We start from the raw sequence: 17,107 nt of genomic DNA, 5'->3' as shown, positions 1-17,107 counted from the left end.
GGGCGCGGGCTACTCGTCGGTGTCGAGTTCGGCTTGGACCGCGTCCGGGATCTCGAAGTTGCTGAAGACGTTCTGCACGTCGTCGCTGTCTTCCAGCGCGTCGATGAGCCGGAACACCTTGCGGGCGGTGTCGGCGTCGACCTCGATGTGCAGGTTCGGCACGAACTCGGCTTCGGCGGAGTCGTAGTCGATGCCCGCTTCCTGGAGTGCGGATCGGGTCCGCACGAGGTCGGACGGATCGGTGACGACCTCGAATCCGCCGCCCTGGTCTTTGACCTCCTCGGCCCCGGCATCCAGCACGGCTTCGAGAATGGAGTCCTCGTCGACGCCGTCGACCTTCGTGATCGAGATCACGCCTTTGCGGCTGAAGTTGTAGGCGACGCTGCCCGGGTCGGCGAGGGTGCCCCCGTTGCGGTTGAGTGCGGTGCGCACCTCGGCTGCCGCGCGATTCTTGTTGTCGGTGAGGCACTCGACGAGGAAGGCGACACCGTTGGGCCCATACGCCTCGTACATGATCGACTCGTAGCTGACGGCTTCGCCACCGATGCCCGCGCCGCGCTTGATGGCGCGGTCGATGTTGTCGTTGGGAACCGAGGTCTTCTTGGCCTTCTGCACCGCGTCGAAGAGGGTCGGGTTGCCGGCGAGGTCGGCGCCGCCGATCTTGGCCGCGACCTCGATGTTCTTGATGAGCTTGGCGAACGACTTGGCACGACGGCTGTCGATGATCGCCTTCTTGTGTTTCGTGGTCGCCCACTTGGAATGCCCGCTCACGGTGCTCCTTCTCGCGTCAAAAGCCCTCGCAATCTTAGCTGGCGCCCTTGCCGAGCCCCGCTCTAGGCTCACGAGGTGCCTGCCCGCTGGTTCCGCATCTCCTTCGCAGAGAATGCATTTCAGCGATACCTCACCGAGATCGGCGAGCCCCTCGAGTCGTTGCGCATCGGCGGTGCCCTCAAAGCGGCGACCGGCTTCTACACTGACTCGCGTGCCCAGCACGCTCGCATCCTCGACGAGGGCGACGGGCTGCTCTGGCAGTGGGGTCCGGATGCCGATGCCACCCGGTTCACTGCGGGCGTCACCCGGCAGCTGATCCGCGAGGGCGACGACCAGCCGATCGTTCAGGTGACGCTCTGCTTGGCCTACCGCTGGACGCCGGCGCGACGGGCGCTCGGTCGCGGACACGCCTGGTGCTTCACGCCGACCCAGGTTGCCGAGTTCGAGCGCACCATCCGCCGCTCCCCCGAGTTCCGCGCGGTCGCCTCTGCCGCGCCGGTGGAGGTCACCCTCCGCACCGACAGCCTCTAGCCCTCTTTCAGCCGCACCCCCGACGACTTCAGCTCGAGCTGCGCCAGCCGCCGGACGACGTCGGGTTCGCCGCGGCGCCAGGCGCCGAGGGCGTCGGAGTCGATGCTGGTGATCGCCGACAGTTTCTGGGTCGTCAGGGCTCGGAGCGCGAGCAAGTCGAGCCCGGCGTCGGCGGTGACGATCGCCTTCACCCGCCCCGCGCGCCGGATGAACAGGATGCGCGGCACCAGCCAGATGATGAGGATCGTCAGCACCGGAAGCGCCGCCGTGCCGATGCCGAGGGTCGTCGCGAGCTGCAGCACGGCATCCTGCTGTGCCTGCCCGGCAGCCTCCAGCGAACCACCCGCGTCGCTCGCCCCGTCGAAGGGCAGGCGGATGCCGGGGCCGATGAGCGGAACACCGCCGAGCGTCTCGCCGACTTCCGTCATCGTCTCTCGGAAGCCTGCTCCCGCGTCCTCCATCTGAACCCCGAAGACGGCGAGGTTGTTGATCAGGGTGAACACGGTGTAGCCGAACCAGACCCACAGGGCGATCGCGCTGAGCGCGAGCACATCGGCGATGATCTGGCGGGTGCGGCGTGCGGCGAAGTCGGAGTAGATCTTCATTCTCTTATCTTCCTGGCACAGGATGCCGCGCGCAGCGTGATCGCGGCGGTGGTCAGGCCAGGTCGAGCCGATCGATCAGCCAGGCGTGGTCTGTACCGTCGCCGTCTCACCCGACACCGAGGTGTCGGTGACGATCACCTTGTAGTCGCTGTGGCTGTCGAGGAAGTTCTGCGCGACACTCTCGAAGCCCTCACACGTGGGCTCGAACGACTCCTGATACTCCTCGGTCGTGATGCTGAAGTACAGCTCGCAATCGACCTCATCGAACGCCTTGTCGTACTGTCCGATGACCTCCTGCGGAGCCCGTACGGCGCCGAGGACGCTGCTGACGACGATCGCGACGACGACTCCGACGATGATCAGCAGGGCGAGCGCGGCGCCGCCGATGATCCACGGCAGCTTCGAGCGCCGGGGAGGCGGCGCGACAGCCGGGCTGTTCCGGGGGCGGTGTGCTCACCCGCGAACCTTGTCGAGGAACCGGGAGTGGAAGCGATAGTCGTCGGTGACCTCGGGATGAAAGGCCGTCCCCAGCAGGGGGCCTTGCTCCACCGCGACGACGCGGCCGTCATCGAGTACGCCCAGGGCGTGGGCCTTGGGCCCCACCGACTCCACAACGGGCGCGCGGATGAATACGGCATGCACCGGGGGCCCGCCGAGTTCCGGGATGTCGAGATCGGTTTCGAAGGAGTCGTTCTGGTTGCCGAAAGCGTTGCGTCGCACGACGACGTCGAGCCCGCCGAGGGTCTGCTGGCCGGCGATGGCATCCCGCACGGTGTCGGCAAGCAGGATGAGGCCCGCGCACGTGCCGTAGACGGGCATCCCCTCGGCGATGCGCTTCTTGAGCGGCTCCGCGAGTCCGAACGTGCGCGAGAGCTTGTCCATGACGCTCGACTCGCCGCCCGGGATCACCAACCCGGCCACCTCGTCGAGTTCTGACGCCCGGCGAACCGGCACGGCATCCGCCCCCAACTCGCGCAGGACGAGCAGGTGCTCGCGGAAGTCGCCCTGGAGGGCGAGAACGCCGACCTTGGGTCTCGACACGCGGCCTGCGGGCGCTACTCGACCACCGAGATCGCTACCAGCCACGGTCGGCGAGGCGGTGCGGCGCCGGGATGTCGGCGACGTTGATGCCGACCATCGCCTCGCCGAGGCCCCGCGACGCGGCGGCGATCTCGGCCGGGTCGTCGAAGAACGTCGTCGCCTTGACGATCGCCGCGGCCCGCGCTGCCGGGTTGCCCGCCTTGAAGATGCCCGAGCCGACGAACACGCCATCGGCGCCGAGCTGCATCATGAGCGCGGCATCCGCCGGGGTCGCGACGCCACCCGCGGTGAACAGCACGACAGGTAGCTTGCCCGTCGCCGCGATCTCCGCCACCAACTCGTACGGCGCCTGCAGATCTTTCGCCGCGACGTACAGCTCGTCTTTGGTCTTCGACTTCAGAGAGTTGATCTCGCCCATGATGGTGCGGATGTGCTTGGTCGCCTCGGAGACGTCGCCGGTGCCGGCTTCACCCTTTGAGCGGATCATCGCCGCGCCCTCGGTGATGCGGCGCAGCGCCTCGCCGAGGTTGGTGGCGCCGCACACGAACGGCACCGTGAAGGCGTGCTTGTCGATGTGGTTGACGTAGTCGGCGGGAGAGAGCACCTCGGACTCATCGATGTAGTCGACGCCTAGCTCTTGCAGAATCTGGGCCTCGACGAAGTGGCCGATGCGAGCCTTCGCCATGACCGGAATCGACACCGCCGCAATGATGCCGTCGATGAGGTCGGGGTCGCTCATACGTGCGACGCCGCCCTGGGCGCGGATGTCGGCGGGAACCCGCTCGAGTGCCATGACGGCGACGGCGCCCGCGTCTTCGGCGATCTTCGCCTGGTCGGCGGTGACGACATCCATGATCACGCCACCCTTGAGCATCTCCGCGAGTCCGCGCTTGACGCCCTTCGTGCCCAGCTCCGGAGTCGAGTGCGGGGTCGTGTCGATCGTGCTCATAACGATCGATTCTACGCGCGCCGCGTGCTGCCGACCCGCAGCGGCGGGAGCCACACCACGGGAATTGGACCGCACCGAACAGACGGCGGCGACAGGCGGGTGAGCGCAGAGTCCGGTCTCGACACGCCGCTGCGCGGCTACTCGACCACCGAAACGGGCCCCGCTGCGCGGCTACTCCAGCGACGAGGGGGGCCAGGCGGCGGCGATTTCGTCGCGCACTTCGCCGAGCAGCCGCGGGATGGCTTTGGTGCGGGCGATGATCGGGAAGAAGTTGGCGTCGGTCGCCCAGCGCGGCACGACGTGCTGGTGCAGGTGCGCGGCGATGCCGGCCCCGGCGATCGCGCCTTGGTTCATGCCGAGGTTGAAGCCGTCGGCACGAGCGGTCTGGGTGAGCACCCGCATCGCGGTCTGGGTGAGCGACCCGATCTCGGCGACCTCCTCGGGCGTCGCCGAGTCATAGGTCGCGATGTGGCGGTACGGCACGACGAGCAGATGGCCGCTGTTGTAGGGGAAGAGATTGAGGATGACGTACGCGAGTTCGCCGCGATGCGCGATGAGCGCCTGTTCATCGGTCAAGGTCGGGGCGGTGCAGAACACACAGTCATCCCCGGGCGAGACGCCACCCTGTTCGATGTAGGCGATGCGGTGCGGGGTCCACAGCCGCTGAAAGCCGTCGGGGATGCCGGCGAGCCCCGCCGATGATTCCGCATCGGGGTACTCGGTGCCGTCGTAATCAGTAGGCATCTCAGACCTGTGCGTGCGTCGCGATTGCTTCGTGGATGCGCTTCACGGCATCCTCGATCGGCACGCCGTTGTCTTGGGTGCCGTCGCGGAACCGGAAGCTCACGGTGCCCGCGGCGCGGTCCTGCTCCCCCGCGATCAACTGGAACGGCACTTTCATGAGGGTGTGCGACCGGATCTTCTTCTGCATGCGCTCGTCGCTGACATCCAGTTCGGCGCGCACGCCTTCGGACTTGAGTCGGTCGATGATGGCGCCGAGGTAGTCAGCGAACTCCTCGGCGACGGGGATTCCGACGACCTGCACCGGCGACAGCCACACAGGGAACGCGCCCGCGTAGTGCTCGAGCAGGATCGCGAAGAACCGCTCGATCGAGCCGAACAGCGCGCGGTGGATCATGATCGGGCGCTTCTTCTCGCCGTCGCGGTCGGTGAACTCCAGGTCGAAGCGTTCCGGGAGGTTGACGTCGACTTGCACGGTCGAAAGCTGCCAGACCCGGCCGATCGCGTCGCGGGTCTTGAGGTCGATCTTCGGGCCGTAGAACGCGGCCTCACCGGGCACCTCGGTGTACTTCAGGCCTGACGCCTTCGCGACGTGTCGCAGCGCGTCGGTCGAGTACTCCCAGAACTCGTCGGAGCCGATCCACTTGTCTTTCTCGTCGTCGCGCATCGATAGCTCGAGCTCGAAGTCGTCGAGGCCGAAGTCGCGCAGCATCGAGATGACGAACTCGAGCACCTTCGCGGTCTCGGCCTCGAGCTGCTCGGGGGTGACGAAGAGGTGGGAGTCGTCTTGCGTGAAGCCGCGCACGCGGGTGAGCCCGTGCAAGGCGCCGGAGAGTTCGTTGCGGTACACGGTACCGTTCTCGGCGAGGCGCATCGGCAGGTCGCGGTAACTGCGGCCGCGCTCCTTGTAGATGAGGATGTGCATCGGGCAGTTCATCGGCTTGAGGTAGTAGTCGACGCCTTGCTTGGTGACGTTGCCGTCGGCATCCCGCTCTTCGTCCATGCGAATGGGCGGGAACATCCCCTCCGCGTAGGTCACCAGGTGGTTCGAGGTGAGGAAGAGGTCTTGCTTCGAGATGTGCGGGGTGTACACGTAGGTGTAGCCCGCCTCGATGTGCCGCTTGCGCGCGTGCTGTTCCATCTCCATGCGCACGACGCCGCCGCGCGGGTGCCAGACCGAGAGGCCCGAGCCGATCTCTTCGGGGAACGAGAAGAGGTCAAGCTCTTTGCCGAGTTTGCGGTGGTCGCGCTTCGCCGCCTCCTCGAGACGCTCCAGGTACGCCTTGAGTGCACCCTTGTCGGGCCACGCGGTGCCGTAGAGGCGCTGCAACTGCGGGTTCTTCTCCGAGCCGCGCCAATACGCAGCCGCAATGCGGGTGAGCTTGTGCGCAGCGAGTGCGCCGGTGTTGGGCACATGGGGCCCGCGGCACAGGTCTTTCCAGACCGTTGTGCCGTCGCGGTCGACGTTGTCGTAGATCGTGAGTTCGGCCCCGCCGACCTCGACGCTCTCGGCGTCGTCGCCGGCTCCCTTGAGCCCGATGAGTTCGAGCTTGTACGGCTCGTTCGCGAGTTCCGCGCGCGCCTCGTCTTCGCTCACGACTCGGCGCACGAAACGCTGACCCGAGCGGATGATGCGGTCCATCTCCTTCTCGAGCGCCGGAAGGTCCTCGGGCGTGAAAGGGGTCGCGACGTCGAAGTCGTAGTAGAAGCCGTCGTCGATCGGCGGACCGATGCCGAGCTTCGCCTCGGGGTTGATGCGCTGCACAGCCTGGGCGAGCACGTGAGCGGTCGAGTGCCGCAGAATGCCGAGCCCGTCGGGCGAGTCGATCTCGACGGGCTCCACGGCATCCGTCTCGGTGACTGTCGTGGCCTTGTCCGCCAGCACGCCGTTGATGCGCAGAGCGATCACGGCACGGTCGGGAAACAGGTCGAACCCGGTCTTGGAACTCACCTGCTCAACGATAGCGGCGCGCCACCCGCACCTCAGGCCGCTGCTAGCCTGCCCTCGACCGGCACGGTAACGCCCGTGTCGGCGTTGAACAAAGGAGTTCACGGATGGAGTGGATCATCGGAATCATCGGCGGCGCGCTCGGCGGTGTCGGCTCGGGCGCCGCGGTCAAGAAGAACGCGCTCGGACCGATTGTCAACGGCATCCTCGGCGCCATCGGCGGGGCCGCCGGCAGTGCGATCGTGCAGGCCCTGCTCGCGGGAGGTGCGGGTCTCGACCTCGGCGCGATCGCCGGCAACCTCGTCGGTGGCGGCGTCGCGGGTGCGATCGTCGCGACCGTCGTCGGTCTGATCGTCAACGCGGTCAAGAAGAAGTAGTCCCGCACGGGAGCAGGCGCTCTAGGGAGTTGGCTCCGGGGTCGGCTCGGGGGTGGGCTCGACGGTCGGCTCCGGCGTGGGCTCCGGCTCGGGTTCCGGCTCCGGTTCCGGCTCGGGCGCTGGTGCCGGACTGGTACCCCCGTCGACGGTGCCGTCCGACTCCACGGGCGACGGCGCGACCGGCGGCGATGGTGAGTCGACGGGTGCGGGTGCTTCGCCGCGCGGCAGCGTACTGAGCGCGAGCACCGCGATGGCCGCGACGGCAAGAGCCGACAACCCGATGATGAACGCGCGTCGCGCTCCGGATCGCGGAGGTACCGTGCCGATCGGTTCAGGCGCCATCACATCTGCCGGGCCGACGTCGGCGACGGGCACATGCGGCGCGACGAGCGGCTCGGTCGCCGCGGTGGCGGGCTGCGGCTCGGCGTCGCCTGCTGCCGGCAACGGCTGGGTCGGGTCGTCGTCTCGGGTCATGGTTTCACCGTGGCTCGTCGGCTGGAGCCCGGCAACGCCCTTGCTTTTCGCTGGGCGGGGGGTTACGTGCCGGGACCAAGGCCCCTCGCCACCCTCTGCCGGCGGGCGGATGATCTGGACATGACCATCCGCGCGGCCACACGAATTCTGGCGCGCTATCCGCTCGTCATCCTCGTGTTGGTCGGCGGACTCCTCGCCGGCGTCTTCGCGTTCGCCGGTGTCGAGCCGGCCGCGCGCTGGACGGCTACGGCTGTAGCGGCTGTTGTCGCGCTCGCGCAGGTCGTGAACATGGTGCGCGACGCCCGTGCGGGGCGGTGGGGCCTCGACGTCCTGGCCGTTCTCGCGATCGGCAGCACCGCCGTGCTCGGCGACTACTGGACCTCGTTGATCGTCGCGCTCATGATGGCGGGCGGCGAGGCGCTCGAAGACTACGCGTCACACCGCGCCCGAGGGCAGTTGAGCGCGTTGCTGTCGCGCGTCCCTCGACGCGCTCGGCGCATCGGCTCCGACGGTGAACCGCACGCAGTCGACGTGGCCGAGGTCTCCCCCGGCGACGTGCTCGTGGTCACCCCGGGCGAGGTCGTGCCGGTGGATGCCGAACTGCTCGATGGCGAGGCCGATTTCGACGAGTCCTCGCTCACCGGGGAGAGCCTGCCCGTGACCCACCCGGCGGGGTCGCCGATTCTGAGCGGCTCGGTGAACGGGTCGACGACGGTGAGGATGCGGGCATCCGCTCGTGCCGCCGACAGCCAGTACCAGCAGATCGTCGCCCTCGTCGAGGGCGCCGCGGCATCCCGGGGCCGTTTCGTGCGGCTGGCCGACCGCTACGCGCTGCCGTTCACCGCCCTCGCACTGCTCATCGCGGGACTCGCCTGGGCGATCAGCGGCGACCCCACGCGCTTCGCTCAGGTTCTCGTCGTGGCGACGCCCTGCCCGCTGCTCATCGCCGCTCCCGTCGCGTTCGTCGCCGGGATGGGACGCGCGGCTCGCGAAGGCGTCGTCATCAAGAGCGGCGAGAGCCTCGAACGACTGGCCCGACCACGCACCGTCGCCATCGACAAGACCGGAACGCTCACACGCGGGCGACCGGAGGTGGATCGCGTCGAAGCGTTCGGCACCAGCTCGGCCGACGAGATCCTCGCCCTCGCCGCTGGGATGGAGGCGGGATCGAACCATGTGCTCGCCACGGCCATCGTCGACGCCGCCGCCCAACGTGCGCTGAGCCCCGAGGACGTCACCGACCTCGAGGAGCTCACCGCTCACGGGATGCGGGGGCGGTGGAACGGATCTGCGCTGTGCCTCGGCAAGGCCGCCTTCGTTGCGGCAGAGACGGGCCCTTTCGAGTTGGGTGAACTGGCGCCCGGCGAGACGGCGGTTTACGTAGGCGTCGCCGGCGAGCCGGTGGGACGCATCGTGTTACGCGACGAGGTACGAGCGGATGCGGCGGCGACGATCGCGCTCCTGCGCGCGGGAGGCGTGGGCGCGGTCGTCATGCTGACCGGCGACGCCGACGCGACGGCGCGGCACGTCGCTCGCGCGGTCGGCATCATCGACGTGCGGTCCGGGCTCTTGCCCGCCGACAAGGTCGCCGTCGTCTCGGCGCTGCCCGACCGCCCCGTGCTCGTCGTCGGTGACGGCGTGAACGACGCCCCCGTGCTTGCCGCCGCCGACGTCGGCGTCGCGATGGGAGCGCGGGGCTCGACAGCGGCGAGCGAATCAGCGGATGTCGTCATCCTGCTCGATGACATCAGCCGGGTCGGCACAGCCGTCGCAACCGCCCGCCGCACCGTGCGCATCGCCGGCCAGAGCATCGCGATCGGCATCGGCCTCAGCATCGTGTTCATGCTCATCGCCGCCACCGGGGTGCTTCCCGCGATCGCGGGAGCACTTGTTCAGGAGGGGATCGATGTGGCGACAATCCTCAACGGGCTCCGCGCGGGTCGCGGGTCGCGATCGCGGGCCGTCGATGAAACGCGAAAACCCCTGGTCAACCCAGGGGTTTCGTAGAATTGGTGGGCGATACTGGGATCGAACCAGTGACCTCTTCCGTGTCAGGGAAGCGCGCTACCGCTGCGCCAATCGCCCGCTCCCGGCTGGCGACCGGATCGGATTGAGAGAGGTGGCGACGGGATTCGAACCCGTGTGGACGGCTTTGCAGGCCGCTGCCTCGCCTCTCGGCCACGCCACCACGTGAGCGGCCATCCCGAACAGCGGATGAACCGTGAGACTTCTCCCTCGAGCGGATGACGAGATTCGAACTCGCGACCCTCACCTTGGCAAGGTGATGCGCTACCACTGCGCCACATCCGCGTTACACGCTTGCGCGTGCGGGTTCGACTCTAGCCGATGCCCCGACCCCGGCCAAACCAACCGAGGGCGTGTTACGCGACCTCCCGGACAGCGATTCGGCGTCGACCCTTGTGGCAAGATGGAGGCCGCGGGCGATTGGCGCAGTTGGTAGCGCGCTTCCTTCACACGGAAGAGGTCATCGGTTCGAGTCCGGTATCGCCCACCACCTCCCGTCTCTCTCGTCACGTCGACCTGAGCGCGACCAGTTCGGCCAACGCCTCGTGGTCGGCCTCCGCGCGATCGTCGAGCACCCGTGCGAGCGTCGTGCCACCGAGTTCATCCCACACGGCGACGCGTGACAGCCGCACGGCTCCTGCGGCCGCAAGGGCGTCGCGCATCGCGTCATAGAGGGCGCGTTGTTTCCACCGGGGTGAGCCCGACGGGCCGAACGTTCCGGGTGGGTCGGCCGGGCCGAACATCCGCTCCGTCGAGGGGCTGGCCCAGTAGCCGCCGCGACTCGCCTTGCGCAGGCTGGCCATCTCGTGTTCATCGCAGTATCGGCGGTAGTCGTCGGTCCACGGCAACGACTCGGCCCACGCCGGCTCGAGCGACATGCGGCGGTATCGATTGAAGTGCTGCTCCTCGTCGAGTTCGACGAGCGAACCGTCGGCGAGCACGATGTCCCAGACGCCCGGGCGGAAGACCACCATCGACTCCGCTGTGCCTCCGAGCGCGCGGAAGAGCTCAAGCACGCGCTCGGCTGCTTCGGCGGGCATGTTGTCCAGCCGCGGCGCGGGCGGACGCACACCAGCCGGTTTGCGCCCGAGGTCGGTCAGCAATCCCTGCAGTCGCGACTGCCGCTGCCGTTGACCCGCCACCCCTCGACTATGCCCGACCTAGCTGCCTCACGCCGGTTCGAGCGCCGCCGCCAGCTTTCGGTGCACGGCACCCAGTCGCCCCCCGTCGAGCGGCCCCGGAACAGCGAGCAGCGCGGCGACCCCGTCGGGCGAGGTGATGCCGACGCCGTGCACGAGGTAGCCGTTGATCACCTCCCACTCGACGCCGACGAAACACAGGATGCCGCGCACCGGCACCGCGGGATCGTCGAGCGCCGCCTCGACCACGCGCACCTGGCGGCGCATGGCGTGCACGAGGTGGGTGTGGTCGTCGCGCCCGACGAGCAGGCGTCGCGGGGTGGTGTCACTGCCGGCGTAGGTGTCGACCCGCGGTCGTCCGGTGTAGTTCTTCGCGTCGATCACGTAGACGCCGCTCGGCGCGATGGCGATGTGGTCGATGTTGGCGTCACTGCCGGGAACGCGACGGTCGTGCACGGTGCGCACGGCGGCGTCGGCGAGCATCCGACCGACGATGGCCTCCCCCACCGCTCCGGCACGCCAGGCCCGCGCGTCACGGGACCCGGCCTGCCGCAGGCTCTCACGGTAGGCCGAGGCGCCCGCGAAGCCGCGATCCTGGGTCATGGCGGCACGCTACTCGCCGCGCCCGACCTCCCACCCGAATCGAGTCGTCACCCCGGGTGAGAACAGCACCGAGTCGGGTGCCCGACCCGTCACCCCCGGCAGCCCCGCGGCCGCGACGAGCTCGTCGTCGAGTTCCAGCAGCTCCGCCGAGTGGATCGGCCACGGCTCGTGCTCGTTCGGCAGCAACCGGGTGCGCCCACCCCGGGCGGTGAACATCCCCCAGCGCGCGGTGAGAAAGTCGGCGAGCGGATCGGCTTGCACCACAGCGCCGGGCCGCGCGACGATCGTGCTCGCCGGCCCTCCCCCACGCCGTCGCGAGCTGTACCGGATGACGCCGTCCGCGGCATCCATCGTCGTTCGCGACCAGAAGTAGGGCAACCCGAACACTGCGCGCGCCGCGAGCACCGCCGCGAGACGCGACGCCTCGAGTGACCGGAACACCACTCCCCTGCGCCCCGTCGCATCGACGCCATAGAGGCGCACGTTGACCTCGACGAAGCTGCCGACGTACGGCACGGGCGGGCTGCCGAAGAGGGTCGCCCGGTCGAGCAGGAACGGGATGAGGCCCACCCACGTGCCGCCGTCGTGTTCGTCGGGCACCACCCCGGGCGGCAACAGCGGAGCGACGACGGCAGGGGCGACGCGCCAGTGCAGAAAGGTGAGGTCGCTCCAGCGTTGGCTCGCGATCGTGCGGCCCGCGAGGGGAGGTGCGGTACGCCGGATCGGCTCGGGCAGCATCACGTCGACTGCCGGCGCTGAAGCAGCACCCAAACCGGTGCCGACACGACGGCCGCACCCACGGCAACCCCGAAGAAGGCGACGATCGGAGTCCACAGCACTCCGACCTGAGCGCTGAACAGGATGCCGACCGTGTCGCCGGAGATCGGCGGGGCGAGGAACCCGACCGCCGTTGCTGCGAGAAGGGAGAGTCCCCAACGGGGGGCGACACCCGCGCTGGCGAGGGGCCGTGCGGCGTGCACGATTGCGGCCGCGATTCCCGCCAGCACGCCGACGACCGCCGACCAGGGAAACGACACCGTGACGGCACCGGATGCGGTCGCGGCGATGCCGGCGAGAAACCCGAAGCCCAGCGAGCGAGTCACCGGCCGTCCGGTCGCCTTCAGGGTGTCGACCAGGAGCCAGCCGAGCGCCCCGGACGCCGGGCCTACCACTCCGGCGAGCAGGATACGCGGCACGTACGCGTCAAGGGCGACCTCGAGGCTCACCAGCCAGACCGCGAACGCGATCCAGAACCCCAGGATGCCGGCGATCGCCTCGCTCCCCCGCACGAGGGCGACCGCGCGGGCGCGCATCGGTGACCACGCCAACAGCACATACGCCGACGACGAGACGAACAGCGGGAGCCCTCCGCCGAAGTCGACGATGCCGCAGCCCTCGAAGCGACACCCCTCGGTGACGAGGGGCGGAATGAGCACGGCCGCGGGGAAGACGATCAGGCCCCATGCGAGCATCAGCACCCAGCGCGCCAACCCATCGGCCCCCGACCCGCTGGCCGCCGCTTCAAGCAGCACCAACACGGGCAGGGTGAAAGCCGAGATGCCCAGCAGGTAGTCGAGCCGCGCCGCGTCGGTGAGCACCCCGACGGATGCCGTGACGACCGTCGTGAGAACGGCGGCGGCGGTCGCCGGCCACACCATCCGTCCGCCCAGCACCGGGCGAACAAGTTGGTAGATCGACAGGGTGGCCAGCGCCCCCGCCGCGAAGGAGATCGCGACGAAGAGCGGTGTCATGACACAAAGGTACGGGGCGCCGCTCCCGAAGGAACGGCGCCCCGCGCGGACATGTCCGCGGACCTAACCGGTATTACTTGGCGTCGAGGACGTAGCCCTCTTCACCGTGCACGACCGTGTCGATGCCGGCCAGCTCGTCTTCATTCTTGACGCGGAAGCCGATCGTCTTCTCGATGACGAAGCCGATGATGAACGCCGCGACGAAGGAGAAGATCATCACACCGAACGCGGCGATCGCCTGCAGCGCGAGCTGGTTGAACGAACCGCTGTAGATCAGGCCGGTGCCCTTAGCGAAGAAGCCGAGGAACAGCGTGCCGACGATGCCGCCGACGAGGTGGATACCCACAACGTCGAGCGAGTCGTCGAAGCCGAGCTTGAACTTCAGCTCGACCGCGAGCGCCGAGATCGCGCCCGAGAGAATGCCGAGCACGATCGCCCAGCCGGGCTCAAGGAACGCACAGGCAGGGGTGATCGCGACGAGACCGGTCACGGCACCCGACGCGGCACCGATCGAGGTGGCCTTGCCATCCTTGATCTTCTCGACGATGAGCCAGCTGAGAACCGCCGCCGCCGGAGCAACCAGCGTGTTCACGACGATCGTTCCGAGGAACGTGCCGTCAGCGGTGAGCGAGCCGTAGCTGCCGTCCGCGTAGACCCATGCCGCCTCAGCGCCACCGTTGAAGCCGAACCAGCCGAACCACAGGATCGCCGCGCCGAGAAGCACGAATGGCGGGTTGTGCGGCTGGTGAGCACCCTTGGCGAAGCCGATGCGCTTGCCGAGCACGAGCGCCAACGCAAGAGCGGCAGCACCCGCGTTGATGTGGACCGCGGTACCACCGGCGTAGTCGAGCACGAACTCGTCCCACCCGAAGGTGTTGCCGAGGTTCATGATCCAGCCGCCGCCCCAAACCCACGCCGCAACGGGGAAGTAGACGACGGTGGCAAAGAGACCGGCGAAGATCAGCCACGACCCGAACTTCGCGCGGTCAGCGATCGCGCCCGAGACGAGCGCGACGGTGATGATCGCGAAGGTCGCGCCGAAGAAGGCAAGCACGAGATCCGACTCCGCCACGCCGCTGAGCGCGAACGTAGAGAACGGGTCACCGAACAACTGGGCCGGGTCACCGACGGCCGCCATGTTGAACCCGTACAGGACCCACAGGACGCCGATGAGAGCCATCGAGCCGAAGCTCATCATCATCATGCTGATGACGCTCTTGGCCTTGACGAGACCGCCGTAGAAGAACGCGAGACCAGGCGTCATGAAGAGAACCAGGGCGCCGGCGGTCACCGCCCATGCAAAAGTGCCACTATCCATTGGATTCGACCAATTACCTCTCTGGGAGCTTGCAAGATTGCACCGTTGGAACGTCGCGCTCGGTGAGGGGACTTGCTACCTCGGGTACGCGGCTCAGTCTGGCGGCGTGAGGTTACCGGGGCGCGTGGGAAATGTTTCGCGAATGTTACACACGCCCTGCCGGTGTAAACATCGTGTTTCGGAGGCCCTCCGATTCGCTTCGAGTCCCCGCCGACCGGCCCCGATGCGCCCCGATAAGCTCTAGTCAGGAGCGCCGGGAAGCCTGGTCGGCCGACGCGAACGCGTCGTGACGAATAGGAGACCTGTGAAGACCCTCGCCCCCTCGCTTGCCCGCAACTTTCTCGGCAACGCCCCCCGCTGGTACAAGATCACGATCCTTGCCTTCCTGGCGGCGAACCCGATCATGTTCCTCGCCATCGATCCCTTCGTGGGCGGGTGGTTGCTCGTCGCCGAGTTCATCTTCACGCTCGCGATGGCGCTCAAGTGCTACCCGCTGCTGCCCGGCGGCCTCCTCGCGATCGAAGCGGTCGCCCTCGGCATGGCTTCCCCCGACGACGTCTTCCGGGAGACCGAGGCGAACTTCCCCGTCCTCCTGCTGTTGATGTTCATGGTCGCCGGCATCTACTTCATGCGCGACCTGCTGCTCATGCTGTTCACGAAGCTGCTCGTCGCGGTCAAGTCGAAGATCCTGCTCGCCTTGACCTTCTCGGCGCTGTCGGCGGTGCTCTCCGCTTTCCTCGACGCCCTGACCGTCGCGGCAGTCGTCATCGCCGTCGCCACCGGCCTCTACACCGTCTATCACCGCTTCATCTCGGGTCGCGGATTCGATGACGACCACGATCACGACGACGACGACTACGTTCAGCCGGGCCGCGAGAGCGATATGGAGACGTTCCGGTCGTTCCTGCGCAGCCTCATGATGCACGCGATGGTCGGCACCGCCCTCGGCGGGGTCGCGACGCTGGTCGGAGAACCGCAGAACCTGCTCATCGGCGAGACGATGGGCTGGGACTTCGCGCAGTTCTTCCTGCGCGTCGCCCCCGTGTCGATTCCCGTGTTCATCGTCGGGCTGCTGATGTGCGTGCTGTTGGAACGCACCCGCCTGTTCGGCTACGGCGCAGAGCTCCCGGCCTCGGTTCGCGAGGTCATGGAGCACTGGGATGCGCGAGAGAGCGAAGGTCGCACCCCCAAGATGCGCGCCCGACTCATCGTGCAGGGATTCACCGCACTGGCACTCGTCGTCGGACTGGCGCTGCACGTCGCCGAGGTCGGCCTCATCGGCCTGTCGGTCATCGTGCTGGCCACCGCGTTCAACGGAGTGACGAACGAGCACGCGATCGGCAAGGCTTTCCAAGAGGCGATGCCGTTCACCGCGCTGCTCGTCACCTTCTTCGCGATCGTCGCCGTCATCCAACAGCAGGAGCTGTTCAAGCCGGTGATCGACGCCGTGCTCGCCCAGGAAGGCACCGGGCAGCTCTCGTTCATCTTCATCGCCGCGGGCGTGCTCTCGGCGATCAGCGACAACGTGTTCGTCGCGACGATCTACATCACCGAGGTCGAGCAGGCATTCCTCGCGGGAAGCCTGTCCCGCGAGCAGTTCGAGTTGCTCGCCGTGTCGATCAACACCGGAACCAACATCCCGAGCATCGCGACTCCGAACGGGCAGGCCGCCTTCCTGTTCCTCCTCACGTCGGCCCTCGCCCCGCTGATTCGCCTCGGGTACGTCAAGATGATGTGGATGGCGCTGCCCTACGCGATCGTGCTGTCGATCGTCGCGTACCTGGCGACGGTGTTCCTGTTGGCCTGAGCGCTATTCGGTAGCGGCCGAGGTCAAGGCGATGAGCCGAGAGATCGCGCGCAGGTACTTCTTGCGGTAGCCACCGGCGAGCATGTCGTCACCGAACACCTGGTCGAGTGGCACGCCGGTGGCGAGCACTCGCACCTGGCCGTCGTAGAGCCGGTCGACGGCCGCGACGAACCGCAATGCGTCGGTCTGGTCGTGCAGCACATGGACGCCTCGAAGCCCGACCGCCGACAGCCCGCCGAGCAGTTTCACGTAGCGCGACGGGTGCACGGTCGCGAGGTGGCGCAGCACTGCGTCGAAGTCGTCGATCGCGACGGTGCCGGTCGTCGCGGCGAGAGCGCCATCTAGCTCTTCATCATCCGCGAACGCGACGGCGTGACCCTCGAGGTCGCGCCGTCGGTAGTCGAGACCGTCGATGCGCAGGATGTCGAAGCGCGCCGCCAGCGCGTGGATCTCGCGCAGAAAGTCGACCGCCGCGAACCGCCCCTCCCCGAGGGCGTTCGGCGGGGTGTTCGACGTCGCCGCGATGCGTGTGCCGCTCTCGGCGAGTTCGCCGAGCAACCGGGTCATCATCATCGTGTCGCCGGGGTCGTCGAGTTCGAACTCGTCGATCGCGACGAACGTCGAGCCGGTGAGGAGTCTCACCGTGGCCTGGTAGCCGAGGGCACCGACCAGAGCGGTGTACTCGATAAAGGTGCCGAAGTACTTGCGGCCCGGCGCGAGCTTCCACAGGGCCGCCAGCAGGTGGGTCTTGCCGACCCCGAAGCCGCCGTCGAGGTAAAGGCCGGGCTTCTGCTCCGGTCCCTTCTTACGGAACAGCCCCCCGCCTCCGCCCTTCCAGGCGGCAGCGAACGCGCGCACACGCTCGACGGCTTCGGCCTGCGAGGGGTAGTCGGGGTCGGGTCGGTAGTTGTCGATCGTCGCGTCGTCGAACTGTCGCGGCGGAACGAGGGATGCGGCGATCTCGTCACCCGACATCGTCGGGGCGCGGTCGAGGAGCGACACGAAGGAAGAGCTCATGGATGCGGGC

17 protein-coding genes and 4 tRNA genes are annotated in these 17,107 nt (G+C 68.1%); 5 read left to right on the top strand and 16 right to left on the bottom strand.

Annotated elements, in window-relative coordinates:
- Window positions 1-9: 9 nt before the first annotated feature.
- Window positions 10-771, bottom strand: a complete 762-nt coding sequence (locus WBL06_RS08400) for a YebC/PmpR family DNA-binding transcriptional regulator (RefSeq protein WP_424455539.1) — start codon at window positions 769-771, stop codon at window positions 10-12.
- A 75-nt stretch (window positions 772-846) separates the two neighbouring features.
- Here WBL06_RS08400 and WBL06_RS08395 point away from each other — a divergent pair, with 75 nt between their 5' ends.
- The gene (locus WBL06_RS08395; RefSeq protein WP_424455538.1) at window positions 847-1,302 is read left to right on the top strand and encodes a hypothetical protein; all 456 of its coding nucleotides are present in this window, start codon (window positions 847-849) and stop codon (window positions 1,300-1,302) included.
- Here WBL06_RS08395 and WBL06_RS08390 read toward each other — a convergent pair.
- The 5 genes from WBL06_RS08390 to thrS all read right to left on the bottom strand — a co-directional run bounded on the left by WBL06_RS08390 (window position 1,299) and on the right by thrS (window position 6,589).
- On the bottom strand, window positions 1,299-1,907 hold the full coding sequence (locus WBL06_RS08390) for a hypothetical protein (RefSeq protein ID WP_424455537.1): 609 nt from the start codon (window positions 1,905-1,907) through the stop codon (window positions 1,299-1,301). The two genes, WBL06_RS08395 and WBL06_RS08390, sit on opposite strands and share 4 nt — an antisense overlap.
- 453 nt (window positions 1,908-2,360) lie before the next feature.
- Window positions 2,361-2,993: a pyridoxal 5'-phosphate synthase glutaminase subunit PdxT gene (gene pdxT / locus WBL06_RS08385; protein WP_424455536.1), complete on the bottom strand. Its 633-nt coding sequence runs from the start codon at window positions 2,991-2,993 to the stop codon at window positions 2,361-2,363.
- Window positions 2,983-3,897, bottom strand: a complete 915-nt coding sequence (gene pdxS, locus WBL06_RS08380) for a pyridoxal 5'-phosphate synthase lyase subunit PdxS (protein WP_424455535.1) — start codon at window positions 3,895-3,897, stop codon at window positions 2,983-2,985. The genes pdxT and pdxS overlap by 11 nt, the downstream gene beginning before the upstream one ends.
- A gap of 171 nt (window positions 3,898-4,068) precedes the next feature.
- A complete protein-coding gene (locus tag WBL06_RS08375; RefSeq protein WP_424455534.1) occupies window positions 4,069-4,641 on the bottom strand; it encodes an HIT family protein in 573 nt (190 codons plus the stop codon).
- Between the two features lies 1 nt (window position 4,642).
- Window positions 4,643-6,589: a threonine--tRNA ligase gene (gene thrS / locus WBL06_RS08370; RefSeq protein ID WP_424455533.1), complete on the bottom strand. Its 1,947-nt coding sequence runs from the start codon at window positions 6,587-6,589 to the stop codon at window positions 4,643-4,645.
- 104 nt (window positions 6,590-6,693) lie between these two features.
- On the opposite strand from thrS, the gene WBL06_RS08365 reads away from it, so the two are divergent.
- Entirely contained in the window at window positions 6,694-6,963 is a 270-nt protein-coding gene (locus tag WBL06_RS08365; RefSeq protein ID WP_424455532.1) for a hypothetical protein, read from the top strand.
- A 21-nt stretch (window positions 6,964-6,984) separates the two neighbouring features.
- On the opposite strand, the gene WBL06_RS08360 is transcribed toward WBL06_RS08365, so the two are convergent.
- The gene (locus tag WBL06_RS08360) at window positions 6,985-7,437 is read right to left on the bottom strand and encodes a hypothetical protein (RefSeq protein WP_424455531.1); all 453 of its coding nucleotides are present in this window, start codon (window positions 7,435-7,437) and stop codon (window positions 6,985-6,987) included.
- A gap of 120 nt (window positions 7,438-7,557) precedes the next feature.
- Here WBL06_RS08360 and WBL06_RS08355 point away from each other — a divergent pair, with 120 nt between their 5' ends.
- On the top strand, window positions 7,558-9,444 hold the full coding sequence (locus WBL06_RS08355; protein WP_424455530.1) for a heavy metal translocating P-type ATPase: 1,887 nt from the start codon (window positions 7,558-7,560) through the stop codon (window positions 9,442-9,444).
- Between the two features lie 3 nt (window positions 9,445-9,447).
- Here WBL06_RS08355 and WBL06_RS08350 read toward each other — a convergent pair.
- From WBL06_RS08350 to WBL06_RS08340, 3 genes are all read right to left on the bottom strand, one after another.
- Window positions 9,448-9,522 (bottom strand) — tRNA-Val (locus WBL06_RS08350).
- Window positions 9,523-9,554: 32 nt separating this feature from the next.
- A tRNA-Cys gene (locus tag WBL06_RS08345) sits at window positions 9,555-9,625 on the bottom strand.
- A gap of 50 nt (window positions 9,626-9,675) precedes the next feature.
- Window positions 9,676-9,747, bottom strand: a tRNA-Gly gene (locus WBL06_RS08340).
- Window positions 9,748-9,876: 129 nt separating this feature from the next.
- Between WBL06_RS08340 and WBL06_RS08335 the strand changes: the two genes are divergently transcribed.
- Window positions 9,877-9,952 (top strand) — tRNA-Val (locus WBL06_RS08335).
- Between the two features lie 16 nt (window positions 9,953-9,968).
- Here WBL06_RS08335 and WBL06_RS08330 read toward each other — a convergent pair.
- The 5 genes from WBL06_RS08330 to WBL06_RS08310 form a co-directional block, all read right to left on the bottom strand.
- Complete coding sequence (locus WBL06_RS08330) at window positions 9,969-10,604, bottom strand: DUF7255 family protein (RefSeq protein ID WP_424455529.1); 636 nt, start codon at window positions 10,602-10,604, stop codon at window positions 9,969-9,971.
- A gap of 27 nt (window positions 10,605-10,631) precedes the next feature.
- Window positions 10,632-11,204, bottom strand: coding sequence for a nuclease-related domain-containing protein (locus WBL06_RS08325; RefSeq protein ID WP_424455528.1), 573 nt, complete (start codon window positions 11,202-11,204; stop codon window positions 10,632-10,634).
- Between the two features lie 9 nt (window positions 11,205-11,213).
- Window positions 11,214-11,942, bottom strand: a complete 729-nt coding sequence (locus WBL06_RS08320) for a YqjF family protein (protein WP_424455590.1) — start codon at window positions 11,940-11,942, stop codon at window positions 11,214-11,216.
- Window positions 11,942-12,955: a hypothetical protein gene (locus WBL06_RS08315; protein ID WP_424455527.1), complete on the bottom strand. Its 1,014-nt coding sequence runs from the start codon at window positions 12,953-12,955 to the stop codon at window positions 11,942-11,944. Before WBL06_RS08315 ends, WBL06_RS08320 begins: the two co-directional genes overlap by 1 nt.
- Before the next feature lie 73 nt (window positions 12,956-13,028).
- Window positions 13,029-14,273 carry an ammonium transporter gene (locus WBL06_RS08310; RefSeq protein ID WP_424455526.1) on the bottom strand — a complete coding sequence of 415 codons (1,245 nt, stop codon included), beginning with the start codon at window positions 14,271-14,273 and terminating at the stop codon, window positions 13,029-13,031.
- A 304-nt stretch (window positions 14,274-14,577) separates the two neighbouring features.
- On the opposite strand from WBL06_RS08310, the gene nhaB reads away from it, so the two are divergent.
- The gene (gene nhaB / locus WBL06_RS08305) at window positions 14,578-16,080 is read left to right on the top strand and encodes a sodium/proton antiporter NhaB (RefSeq protein WP_424455525.1); all 1,503 of its coding nucleotides are present in this window, start codon (window positions 14,578-14,580) and stop codon (window positions 16,078-16,080) included.
- A 3-nt stretch (window positions 16,081-16,083) separates the two neighbouring features.
- Here nhaB and zapE read toward each other — a convergent pair whose 3' ends face one another.
- Complete coding sequence (gene zapE, locus WBL06_RS08300) at window positions 16,084-17,097, bottom strand: cell division protein ZapE (protein WP_424455524.1); 1,014 nt, start codon at window positions 17,095-17,097, stop codon at window positions 16,084-16,086.
- Between the last annotated feature and the right edge of the window lie 10 nt (window positions 17,098-17,107).

The organism is Pseudolysinimonas sp. (genome assembly GCF_049651805.1).
Taxonomy (GTDB): domain Bacteria; phylum Actinomycetota; class Actinomycetes; order Actinomycetales; family Microbacteriaceae; genus Pseudolysinimonas_A.
This window is presented reverse-complemented; position numbering and strand designations above follow the sequence as displayed.

Bases quoted from the DNA above. Each gene is read 5' to 3' on its own strand.
- WBL06_RS08390 (WP_424455537.1), bottom strand. From the start codon at position 1,907: ATGAAGATCTACTCCGACTTCGCCGCACGCCGCACCCGCCAGATCATC.
- pdxS (WP_424455535.1), bottom strand. From the start codon at position 3,897: ATGAGCACGATCGACACGACCCCGCACTCGACTCCGGAGCTGGGCACG.
- WBL06_RS08375 (WP_424455534.1), bottom strand. From the start codon at position 4,641: ATGCCTACTGATTACGACGGCACCGAGTACCCCGATGCGGAATCATCG.
- WBL06_RS08365 (WP_424455532.1), top strand. From the start codon at position 6,694: ATGGAGTGGATCATCGGAATCATCGGCGGCGCGCTCGGCGGTGTCGGC.
- WBL06_RS08360 (WP_424455531.1), bottom strand. From the start codon at position 7,437: ATGACCCGAGACGACGACCCGACCCAGCCGTTGCCGGCAGCAGGCGAC.
- WBL06_RS08355 (WP_424455530.1), top strand. From the start codon at position 7,558: ATGACCATCCGCGCGGCCACACGAATTCTGGCGCGCTATCCGCTCGTC.
- WBL06_RS08325 (WP_424455528.1), bottom strand. From the start codon at position 11,204: ATGACCCAGGATCGCGGCTTCGCGGGCGCCTCGGCCTACCGTGAGAGC.
- WBL06_RS08320 (WP_424455590.1), bottom strand. From the start codon at position 11,942: ATGCTGCCCGAGCCGATCCGGCGTACCGCACCTCCCCTCGCGGGCCGC.
- WBL06_RS08315 (WP_424455527.1), bottom strand. From the start codon at position 12,955: ATGACACCGCTCTTCGTCGCGATCTCCTTCGCGGCGGGGGCGCTGGCC.
- WBL06_RS08310 (WP_424455526.1), bottom strand. From the start codon at position 14,273: ATGGATAGTGGCACTTTTGCATGGGCGGTGACCGCCGGCGCCCTGGTT.
- zapE (WP_424455524.1), bottom strand. From the start codon at position 17,097: ATGAGCTCTTCCTTCGTGTCGCTCCTCGACCGCGCCCCGACGATGTCG.